The sequence below is a fragment of the Virgibacillus alimentarius genome (genome assembly GCF_017874635.1).
In the GTDB taxonomy this organism is placed as follows: Bacteria; Bacillota; Bacilli; order Bacillales; family Amphibacillaceae; genus Virgibacillus_B; species Virgibacillus_B alimentarius.
Map to the genome: position 1 here is coordinate 1 of NZ_JAGIKX010000053.1, position 10,806 is coordinate 10,806.

Here is a 10,806-nt window from a genome sequence, read left to right on the forward strand (position 1 = left end):
ACTCAAGAGATTGAACCGCCGTATACGGAACCGTACGTACGGTGGTGTGAGAGGTCGACTAACCAAGTAATGGTTAGTCACCTACTCGATTTTTTCCGTCAATTAATTTTCCAGTATTTCCTTTTTTGCCGGAATGATGTAAACTGTTTACAAGTCAGATAGATAAGTTATTAACAGGGGGTGGGATGATGAGTGGTATTGTTAAGCCTGAATCACTTCATCTTCAAGCATATCATATTATAAAAAAATCCATTATGGATGGTGAATTCAAGCCGTCTGAACGTGTGGTGGAATCAAAGATCGCTACGAAGCTGGGCATTAGCAGAGGACCAGTCAGAGAAGCAATCCGTATGCTTATTCAAGATGGACTGCTTAATTATAATGATGGATTTGTTCGTGTTTATCAGCCGCATGTACAGGATGTTATTGATTTATTTGAGTGCCGTGAAAGTTTGGAAACACTTGCAATTCAACTAGCGATTAAAAATATTTCAGAGGCGGAAAAAGAGCAATTAGCCGTTAATTTAAAAGAAACGAAAGAAGTACCAGATCATGGGGTAGAGCTTGGGCAATTAGACCAGCAATTCCATACGATTATCATTGGGGCTTCAAAAAATAGACAGTTAATTGAATTGATGGATACCATTAAGACGAAAATTCATTATATGCGTAAAAGTATGGTAGGCGGAGATTTTTATCCGGAATTTATTGAGGAGCACGAACATCTTTATGAATTAATACGTGAGAAAAAAGAGGAAAAAGCTGTAAAGTTCATGCATGCTCATATTAAAAGAGCTTTAGATGGTGTACTCATGCATATTGGTTAATACTTTATTAAAATATCATAGAAAACAAAGAATCTTAATCCAGTTTGAAAGGGTTAAGATTTTATTTTTAAAAATAATTTGCAAGCTTTTAGTTAACTGTTGACAAAAAATACAGAAAATTATATCATTTCATTAAATGGAGTTTTTCGTTTAAAAAAGTTAAAAGAAAGAAGTGTATTCGTTGGCCAGTGTAGGAAATGAAGTTCAAAATCAAATTTATGAGGGAATGTTTTCCCCAGAACAGAAACGTTTGCCAGTTTCGTTTGAAGACTGGGAAAAAGCCGCAAATAATTTATTAGCAAAGCACTCTTTTGATTATGTAGCAGGCGGGGCTGGATCAGAAGAAACCGTACATAATAATCGAGATGCATTTAAACGCTGGCAGATTGTACCACGTATGCTCAATGATGTAGGTAGCCGTGATTTAAGGGTTCATTTATTAGGTCATACATTTCCTCATCCATTTATGTTAGCACCAATTGGTCTGCAGTCGATCATCCATCCGGACGGAGAGGTAGCGGTTGCAAAAGCAGCTGCTAAAATGGGAGTTCCTATGATCGTAAGTACGGTGTCATCAAAACCGATGGAAGAAATTTCTGCGGCTGCTGATGGAAGCCCGAAATGGTATCAGCTTTATTGGAATGAAGACCCCGAGATAACGGCCAGCTTTCTAAAACGCGCAGAAAGAGCAGGTTATACGGCAATTGTCATTACATTAGATGCTCCTGTCACACCATGGAAAGAACGTGATCTCACAAATAGTTATCTTCCTTTTATGTTAGGGGAAGGCATAGGAAACTATCTTACTGACCCTGTTTTTTGCAAGAAACTTGGATGTGATCCGGAATCTGACATGAAGACCACAATCGATTACTGGGGCCAAATCTTTGGAAACCCAAAAGTAACGTGGGATAATCTGTCATTTATTCGTGAACATACGAATTTGCCTATTTTGTTAAAAGGAATTCTTCATCCCAATGATGCAAAGTTAGCATTAGAATACGGTGTTGATGGCATTATTGTCTCTAATCATGGTGGAAGACAAGTAGATGGTTCGGTTGCGGCCCTTGACGCATTGCCAGAGATCGTAGCGGCAGTACAAAATAAAGTACCTATTTTAATGGATAGCGGAATAAGAAGAGGTGCTGATGTCTTAAAGGCACTCGCCCTGGGAGCAACTTCTGTACTCATTGGCAGACCATATATTTATGGGTTAGCAGTTGCTGGAGAAGAAGGAGTAGAGCAAGTTCTACGCCAGCTGGCAGCTGATATCGATTTGACGTTAGCGCTGTGCGGGAAAAACTCTCTATCATCCATCGATCGCTCATTATTAAGAAGGAAGTAGCTTTTTCCAGTTGCTCTATAATTACCTGGTTGTTTCTATCTATCCGTTCTGGGGTGAAACGATTGAAAAGCAAAGAAATAAATCGACACTTTCAACAGTTAAAAAAGCAGCGGGAAATTTTTTATAATGACTGCAGTTTGGATTTTAAACATGCATGGAGGAGGCCTTTACCGGATAAATGGTCCATCGGCGAAACGCTGTATCACTTAGTCTTATTAGTAAGACTGTTCAGAAGGTTTTCTGTTTTATATATACCGGTTATGCTACCAATTGCCCATTTACGGAAGAAAAAACCTTATCAATCTGAAATACATAACATATACAAAGAATATAAGGAAAAGAAAAAGAGGTCAATGTCCGCACCATCTCTACTTGTACCACCTAAAGATTTGAAAAAGGATTATCGCTTCAAAGACGTTCAGGAATTGCTTGAGGAAGAAACGAAAAAGCTGATGGATGTGATCGAAAGTATGGAGGAAAATGTTGCCGGACATATACGTTATCCCGACCCAATTGCCTATTACCCCAATCTGATCCAAAGTATCCATTTGCTAGCTATTCATGAGCAACACCATTTTGATCTTGTTAAAAAATATGAATTGCTTCAACTGCAATAAATATTCCTTTCAGCACTGTAACGGATCATAGTAACGATGCATGCTGATCCGTTGCAATGTCGTTGAAGACTACAAAGTGCATGAAAATGAAAGCGTTTTCTAATTTGTCGTTTCTATTCTGTTAAAGTTTTTTAAATCCTTCGTTTTTTTCAATTATTATTTACTATTTGCAGTTGACAGTTAACAGTCAACAGAATATACTTAAAAATGAAACGTTTACAAAGCAAAGATTTTATCGATTTTAGATCGACTATTTTATGTAAGATGATGAAAGCGAATACATGGGAATAAAAGTAAAAAACTGGAGGTAGTGTGTGATGAAACAACTAGCAAAAAAGAACGAACAGGATATATTTCAAAAAATAGCAGGGCATGAACAGGTCGTTTTTTGTAATGACCCAATCACTGGTTTGCAAGCTATTATTGCGATTCATGATACAACCCTCGGTCCAGGTCTTGGTGGAACGCGGATGTACCCTTATGAAAATGTAGATGACGCACTTGAGGATGCACTTCGTTTATCTGAAGGAATGACATACAAATGTGCAGCAGCTGATATTGATTTTGGCGGTGCAAAGGCTGTAATTATTGGAGATCCGGATAAAGATAAAACTCCTGCGATGTTTCGTAAGTTTGCACAATACGTCGATTCATTGAATGGTAGATTCTATACAGGAACAGATATGGGAACAACCATGGATGATTTTGTTCAAGCACTAAAAGAAACGAATTTCATTAATGGAATTCCTGAAGCATATGGCGGAAGCGGTGATTCATCCATACCAACATCTCAAGGTGTTGTATATGCCATCCAAGCAACAAATAAGCACGTCTTTGGTGATGACAGTCTTGGAGGAAAAACGTATGCGATTCAAGGTTTAGGAAAAGTAGGTTATAAAGTAGCAGAGCATTTACTTCAAGCTGGAGCAGATTTATTTGTAACGGATATTCATGAACATGTACTTGAATCGATCCAAGATAAGGCAAAAGAATTAGGCGGTTCTGTAACCGTTGTAGGAAGTGACGAAATTTACAGTGTGGATGCAGATGTCTTTGTACCTTGTGCAATGGGCGCGGTTCTCAACGATGAAACCATTCCTCAATTAACAGTAAAAGCTGTTGTAGGCTCAGCAAATAATCAGCTTAAAGCCAAAACGCATGCACAAGTACTTGCAGATAAAGGTATTTTATATGCACCGGATTACATTGTAAATGCAGGTGGTTTAATTCAAGTTGCTGATGAGCTATATGAACCAAATAAAGAACGTGTATTACTTAAGACCAAAGCAATCTATGACTCTCTTCTAGAAATCTATGAACAAGCGAAACTAGCAGATATTACAACAGAAGAAGCAGCAAATAGAAAATGTCAGCAAACCATCGATGAACAACGAAACAGAAACAATTTCTTCGCTCGTGATCGCAGACCAAAATGGAATATTCGTGGGTAAAAGCCAAAAATAATTCGTGAAGGGTGAATGAAATGAAGGAAAAGTATCCAATGATGGAGATTATTGATAAGGCCGGTAAATTCGTCTCAAAGGAATATGAAAAGGAAATAACGAAGGAACAAGCACAAAAATTTTATTATCATATGCTACGAATTCGTACCTTTGATCGGAAAGGGAAAGCTCTGCAGCGTCAGGGAAGAATTGGAACCTACGTGCCTTTTGAAGGACAGGAGGCATCACAAGTAGGAAGTGCATTAGTTCTTGAAGAGAAAGACTGGATGTTTCCAACATACCGTGATCACGGGGCTACATTAACATTTGGAGCTGAAATGGATCGTGTATTGCTTTATTGGAACGGACGTGTGGAAGGCTCCGTCCCATCGAAAGAAAAAAATATTTATCCTGCTTCTGTTCCAATTGCGACACAGCTCCCACATGCTACAGGTGCTGCAATGGCAGAAACGTATAAAGGAACAAATAATGTAGCGATTGCTTATTTTGGTGACGGTGCGACTTCAGAAGGGGATTTTCATGAAGGTATTAATATAGCGAGTGTCTTTCAGGCACCAGTTGTATTTTTTAACCAAAATAATGGATTTGCCATTTCTGTTCCAATTGAAAAACAAATGAATTCTGAAACGATTGCCCAAAAATCAGAGGCATATGGCATACCGGGAGTACGTGTAGATGGTATGGATGTTTTCGCTGTGCATTTCGCAGTAAAAGAAGCTTTTGAAAGAGCGCGGAACGGAGAAGGTCCAACTTTAATTGAAGCGGTAACATGGCGTTTCGGTGCTCATACAACTGCTGATGATCCTACAAAATACCGCAATCAGGAAGAAACAGAGAAGAAACGGGAAGAATTGGATCCAATTTTACGATTAGAACGTTTTATGAAAAATCATGATATGTGGGATGAAGACTGGGCTGAAAAAATAGAAAAGGAAATTGAAGTAGAGTTAGATGACGCAATTGTAGAAATGGAAAAATTCCAGAAACCTGATCCTGCTGATATGTTTGACTATGTTTTCAAGGAGCCAACTTGGACGATTCAAGAGCAAAAGGAAATCTTAAAGGGGGCGACAAAATAATGGCAAAGATGTTAGAGAAGCAGGCGAATGAATCAATGGAAACAACTAAATCCATGACACTGATTCAAGGGGTTACTGATGGCTTAGGAACGATGCTTGATGATGATGAAAACATCCTAGTGCTTGGTGAAGATGTTGGTGTAAATGGAGGCGTTTTCCGAGCTACAGATGGCTTGCAGGAAAAGTTTGGCGAAAGAAGAGTGGTCGATACACCACTAAGTGAAGCGGGGTTTGTGGGTGCAGCTGTCGGAATGGCGCTTAATGGATTGAAGCCGGTTGTAGAAATTCAGTTCCTTGGTTTCATTTATCCAGCGTATGAACAAATTGCAACACATGTTACACGTGCACGTTCACGTACAATGGGCCATTATCATTTACCAATGGTTATTCGTGCTCCGTATGGTGCAGGGGTAAGATCACCAGAAATTCATTCAGATAGTATTGAAGCTTTATTTACCCATTTACCAGGAATCAAAGTTGTTTGTCCATCAAACGCCTATGACGCAAAAGGATTGCTTGTCGCTTCGATTGAAGATCCTGATCCTGTATTATTCTTAGAGCCAATGCGTCTTTATCGCGGTGAGCGTGTTGAGGTACCTACTGAAAAGTATTCCATTGAGTTAGGAAAAGGGGAGCGGATTATCGAAGGTGAGGATGTAACTGTTCTTGCATGGGGAGCAATGGTTCCGATCGCTAAAAAAGCAGCCGAGCAAATGAAGGAAAAAAATATCTCCTGTGATGTTATTGATCTTCGTACATTGTATCCATTAGATAAAGATATCATTGCAGAATCCGTCCAAAAAACAGGTCGCGTTGTCATCGTTCATGAAGCACAATCAACTGGCGGGGTAGGAAGTGAGATCACATCCGTTATTAATGACAAAGCCTTTTTATACTTAAAATCTCCAATTGAACGTGTAACAGGGTTTGACGTGCCAGTTCCACTGTTTGCTTTGGAAAATGATTATTTGCCAACACCTCAGCGAGTGCAGGATGCGATCCAAAAAGTAATTGATTTTTAGGAGGAGAACAAGCAATGGAAGTAAAATTTCATGACATTGGAGAAGGAATGAATGAAGGAGAAATTTTAACGTTTTTTGTTAAAGTTGGCGATGAGGTAACTGTTGACCAACCGCTTGTGGAGATGCAAACAGATAAAATGGTCGCAGAAATCCCATCTCCAACTGCGGGCACCGTCAAGGCGATTCACTTTAATACAGGGGAAGTCGTGACTGTCGGGACACCTATCATGGAAATTGATAATGGCGAGGAAAACAGTCCTCCGGAAAAAGCAGAAGAACCCAAAAAACAGGAAAAACAATCTGCTCCACAACCAGTCGAAGAGAAAACCTCAACTAAGAAAAAGCATAACCGTGTCCTAGCAGCCCCATATACACGAAAAATCGCACGTGATAAAGGGGTAGATATAGAAGAGATTCAAGGTACAGGTCCTGCCGGCCGTGTGACAGAAGAAGATGTGTATCAGTTTGTAAACGGTTCAGCGGGTAAAGCGGGAGTTCAGGAAGCTGCTGCGGCGAGTGTCCCCGCTGCAAATCAAAAAGAACAAGCAAGCGATACAATTCCTTTTAAAGGAATCAGGAAACAAATTGCAAAAAATATGAGCTATTCCTTGCAGACTATCCCACATGTCACGCATTTTGAGGAAGCAGATTTAACAAACTTGCTTGAATTGCGAAAAGAATTGAAAGAATCTGGGGATAACATTTCCGTTGTAGCATTTTTCTTGAAAGCGCTAGCTATCTCACTAAAAGAGCATCCAATCTTTAATGCAAGACTTGATGAAGAAAATGAAGTCATTCATTTACTTAAACAATATAATTTTGGTCTTGCTACAGATACGGAAGCAGGATTGTTGGTACCAGTCCTTCCAAATGTGGATCAAAAATCACTACGTGAAATTCATACAGAAATGAAAGATCTAACGAAAAAAGCGCAAGAAGGAAAATTAAGTGCTCAAGAAATGGCAAATGGCACCTTTACGATTAGTAATGTTGGGCCACTTGGCGGAATGGGAGCTACACCAATTATTAATCATCCGCAAACGAGTATTTTGGCATTTCATAAAACGAAAAAAGTGCCTGTTGTCATGGATGATGATGAGATTGCAATCCGCTCCATGATGAATATGTCGCTTTCTTTTGATCATCGTGTTGCTGATGGCGCAGCATCTGTAAGGTTTACAAATCGGTTTGTAGAATTACTGGAAGAGCCGAAAAAGTTACTATTGGAGTTGGTTTAAATGGTTGTAGGAGAAATTGCAGAAAGCCGAGATTTAGTCATTATTGGCGGCGGTCCTGGCGGCTATAATGCCGCCATCCGGGCTGCACAACTTGGACTTGATGTAACCATCATTGAGAAAGGAAAAATGGGAGGCGTTTGTTTAAATGAAGGATGTATTCCTTCAAAAGTCTTTGCACACGCAGCAAAGGAATATGCCTCTGTTCCAAATCTATCCATACTTGGCATCAATATAGGAGAGCCAACTTTTGATTTTCATGAACTAATGAAATATAAAGACAGAACAGTTGCACAACTCAGAAAAGGTGTAGAGGCTTTATGTGCAGCCAATAAAATTGAAATCATTGAAGGACAAGCTACTTTCACAGCAGAGAATAAGATTGGCGTTGAGAATGGTCATCAATTTGACGTGTATGAATTTAACCATGCGATTATTGCTACAGGAAGTGCAACTATAAAACCTGACTTTTTGCCTAAGCAAAGTGACCGTGTTTTATTTTCTGATGTAATTTACAATCTAGATGAAATGCCACAAGATTTAATCGTATATGGCAGTAATTATATTTCACTGGAAGTTGCATTTAGCTATCATAATCTCGGTGCTAATGTAACAATGATTTTAGATGAAACAGATGATTTTTCATTTGATACGTCTATTAACAGAGAATTAAAGCGTATTTTAAAGAAACAAAAAATTAAAGTGCATCGCGGATTTAAAGTGGAGGAAGTGCATGCTTCTGAAGATGACGTTGAAGTCCGACTTGCTAAAGATGGAAAAGAAGAAACTTTAAAAGGTACGCATATCTATGTAGCTACGCAGCACAAGGCAGACATAGCCGAATTAGGACTGGAACGCTTTGGTCTTAAAATGACGGAAGACGGTCTCGTTGAAACAGATGCACAAATGCGGACATCGTTGGACAAGCTTTTTGCCGTAGGAGATATCACAGAAGGAACACCTTCTGCAGTGAAAGCGATTAAAGAAGGAAAAGTAGCTGCTGAGACCATTGCTGGACTAAACAGTGAAGTTGATCTAACTTTCCTTCCAACAATTGTTCATAGTATTCCAAAGATCGCGTCAGTTGGATTAACCGAAGAAGAAGCTGTTGAAGCAGGGTGCAAAGTGAAAACGAGCCAATTTGCAAATAGCGGCAATAGCTACGCAATGATTACAAATGAAAAGAGTGGAATAACGAAAATAATTAAAGATGAAGAAACAGATTTACTTCTGGGATTCCATGCAATTGGAGCGGGAGCTGTTGAATTAATCAGCACGGCTGTAACTGCTCTTGAAATGGTAGGACGAGACGAAGATTTAAATTTCCCATTATACCCGCATCCTAGTTTTAATGAGACGATACTCGAAGCCGTGGAAGGTCTGGAAGAAAAAGCGATTCATATGCCACCACCTAAGAAGACTGCGAAAGTATAAAAGTAATGAAGGAGACTTTTTATGTTCCGAATTAAACCTGTACAAGTACCATCTTTATCTGAGGCAGTATTGATAACAGTCGCAATTCTATTCATCATGGGTTCCAGCATCATCATTTATGATGCACCTCCGCATATCCCTTTAGCTATTTCACTTTTACTTCTGGTTGTATATGGACTGATAAAGAAAGTGCCATATAAAGATTTAGAAGAAGGAGTAACGGAAGGTGCCAAGGCCGGCATGGCTGCAGTATTTCTCTTCTTCTTTATTGGAATTTTAATTGCCTCCTGGATGCTGGGAGGCACGATTCCAACCCTTATTTACGCTGGCTTTGAACTAGTGACACCAAGCTTCTACTTTGCGATTGTTTTTGTCATAACAGCAATTGTAGGTATGAGTGTTGGGAGTTCTTTGACAACAGTAGGAACAGTTGGCGTTGCTTTTATCGGAATATCAAGCGCAATCGATGCTTCACTTGCAATTACAGCAGGTGCGATCGTATCAGGTGCGTTCTTTGGTGATAAAACTTCACCACTATCCGATACGACAAATATGGCTTCATCCATATTAAAAGTGGACTTATTTGAACACATCAAAAACATGACATGGACAACAGTCCCAGCATTTGTGATAACCTTTATTTTATTCGCTATATTATCACCTAAACTTACAGATACAAATTTCGGAAAAATGGAACAATTTCAGCAAGGATTACTGGATACAGGCCTTGTTCATTGGTATAATGGTGTCATTCCAATCGTTGTTTTGTTAATTTTCTCAATAATGAAAGCGCCTGCATTACTGGCGCTCGCTGCCGGATCCCTTAGTGCCATTGCAATTTCCTATATTAATGGAGCCACACCGGTTGGGGACCTGTTTGGTGTTTTATTCGGCGGATTTGTTTCTGAAACAGGCGTCTCAGAAATAGACGAATTATTGACCCGGGGCGGCATAGAGGATATGTTATTTACCATCGGTCTTGTCTTACTTGCTCTAAGTATGGGCGGATTGCTATTTACCTTAGGAATCGTGCCAAGATTGCTTGCTTCCATTGAAAATATGCTAAAGAAAGTAAGATCTGTGATTTTAACATCGGCACTCACTGCAATCGGTATTAATGTTCTTGTTGGGGAACAATATTTATCAATCCTATTAACCGGCGAATCTTTTCAATCCCAATATAAAAAGGTCGGTCTGACAAATAAAAATTTAGCAAGGGTTTCCGAAGATGCAGGAACTGTCGTTAATCCACTTGTCCCGTGGAGTGTTACAGGGGTCTTTATCACAACCGTTCTAGGGGTTCCGACCTTACAATATTTCCCTTTTGCAATCTTTTGTTTGCTATGCCCCTTATTAACTATATTTTATGGGTTTACCGGGAAAACATTGACCTATATAGACAAAGAAAAGGAAGGAGCAGAACGAAATATCCACGCAGAAAACATGGCAAAAAGAAAAATGATTTAATAAAGGCGAGGCATGCACAAATGTATGTCTCGTTTTCCATGGTTATGCGCTTGAAATTTATGCCACCGTTGAAATTGTCCATTTGTTCCCGTGCATCGGTTGATAATTCCGCGCAGCAGTTGATATATGTTCTTTTCCGGTTGCTATCCCCGCGCACCGGTTGATACATGTTCTTTTCCGGTTGCTATCCCCGTGCACCGGTTGATATATGTTCTTTTCCGGTAGTCAAGTCCTGAATTATGTGTAAAATAAGATACAAGGTTTTCAACCATTTATGTGTTGGTATGGAGTTTATTATATTGGGAGGGGTACCCCTC

The 10,806-nt window shown here is 39.4% G+C and carries 9 protein-coding genes; all 9 read left to right on the forward strand.

Annotation, left to right across the window (positions count from 1 at the left end; all coding sequences use genetic code 11):
• Positions 1 to 188 precede the first annotated feature (188 nt).
• The 9 genes from J2Z81_RS15200 to nhaC all read left to right on the forward strand — a co-directional run bounded on the left by J2Z81_RS15200 (position 189) and on the right by nhaC (position 10,489).
• Positions 189 to 827, forward strand: coding sequence for a GntR family transcriptional regulator (locus tag J2Z81_RS15200; protein ID WP_029268810.1), 639 nt, complete (start codon positions 189 to 191; stop codon positions 825 to 827).
• Positions 828 to 1,008: 181 nt separating this feature from the next.
• A complete protein-coding gene (locus J2Z81_RS15205) occupies positions 1,009 to 2,172 on the forward strand; it encodes a lactate 2-monooxygenase (RefSeq protein ID WP_226981397.1) in 1,164 nt (387 codons plus the stop codon).
• 62 nt (positions 2,173 to 2,234) lie between these two features.
• The gene (locus J2Z81_RS15210) at positions 2,235 to 2,789 is read left to right on the forward strand and encodes a DinB family protein (RefSeq protein ID WP_226371712.1); all 555 of its coding nucleotides are present in this window, start codon (positions 2,235 to 2,237) and stop codon (positions 2,787 to 2,789) included.
• A 317-nt stretch (positions 2,790 to 3,106) separates the two neighbouring features.
• Entirely contained in the window at positions 3,107 to 4,240 is a 1,134-nt protein-coding gene (locus J2Z81_RS15215) for a Leu/Phe/Val dehydrogenase (RefSeq protein ID WP_029268816.1), read from the forward strand.
• A 32-nt stretch (positions 4,241 to 4,272) separates the two neighbouring features.
• Positions 4,273 to 5,331, forward strand: a complete 1,059-nt coding sequence (gene pdhA, locus J2Z81_RS15220; protein ID WP_226371713.1) for a pyruvate dehydrogenase (acetyl-transferring) E1 component subunit alpha — start codon at positions 4,273 to 4,275, stop codon at positions 5,329 to 5,331.
• The gene (locus J2Z81_RS15225; RefSeq protein ID WP_318842369.1) at positions 5,331 to 6,353 is read left to right on the forward strand and encodes an alpha-ketoacid dehydrogenase subunit beta; all 1,023 of its coding nucleotides are present in this window, start codon (positions 5,331 to 5,333) and stop codon (positions 6,351 to 6,353) included. Before pdhA ends, J2Z81_RS15225 begins: the two co-directional genes overlap by 1 nt.
• A gap of 14 nt (positions 6,354 to 6,367) precedes the next feature.
• The gene (locus J2Z81_RS15230) at positions 6,368 to 7,591 is read left to right on the forward strand and encodes a dihydrolipoamide acetyltransferase family protein (protein WP_029268821.1); all 1,224 of its coding nucleotides are present in this window, start codon (positions 6,368 to 6,370) and stop codon (positions 7,589 to 7,591) included.
• Entirely contained in the window at positions 7,592 to 9,022 is a 1,431-nt protein-coding gene (lpdA, locus tag J2Z81_RS15235) for a dihydrolipoyl dehydrogenase (RefSeq protein WP_226371714.1), read from the forward strand.
• Between the two features lie 21 nt (positions 9,023 to 9,043).
• Positions 9,044 to 10,489 carry a Na+/H+ antiporter NhaC gene (gene nhaC / locus J2Z81_RS15240; RefSeq protein WP_226371715.1) on the forward strand — a complete coding sequence of 482 codons (1,446 nt, stop codon included), beginning with the start codon at positions 9,044 to 9,046 and terminating at the stop codon, positions 10,487 to 10,489.
• Positions 10,490 to 10,806: the final 317 nt, after the last annotated feature.

Excerpts from the sequence above, each read along its gene's own strand:
- J2Z81_RS15230 (WP_029268821.1), top strand. The coding sequence starts at position 6,368 with ATGGAAGTAAAATTTCATGACATTGGAGAAGGAATGAATGAAGGAGAA.
- nhaC (WP_226371715.1), top strand. The coding sequence starts at position 9,044 with ATGTTCCGAATTAAACCTGTACAAGTACCATCTTTATCTGAGGCAGTA.
- J2Z81_RS15215 (WP_029268816.1), top strand. The coding sequence starts at position 3,107 with ATGAAACAACTAGCAAAAAAGAACGAACAGGATATATTTCAAAAAATA.
- lpdA (WP_226371714.1), top strand. The coding sequence starts at position 7,592 with ATGGTTGTAGGAGAAATTGCAGAAAGCCGAGATTTAGTCATTATTGGC.
- J2Z81_RS15200 (WP_029268810.1), top strand. The coding sequence starts at position 189 with ATGAGTGGTATTGTTAAGCCTGAATCACTTCATCTTCAAGCATATCAT.
- pdhA (WP_226371713.1), top strand. The coding sequence starts at position 4,273 with ATGAAGGAAAAGTATCCAATGATGGAGATTATTGATAAGGCCGGTAAA.
- J2Z81_RS15225 (WP_318842369.1), top strand. The coding sequence starts at position 5,331 with ATGGCAAAGATGTTAGAGAAGCAGGCGAATGAATCAATGGAAACAACT.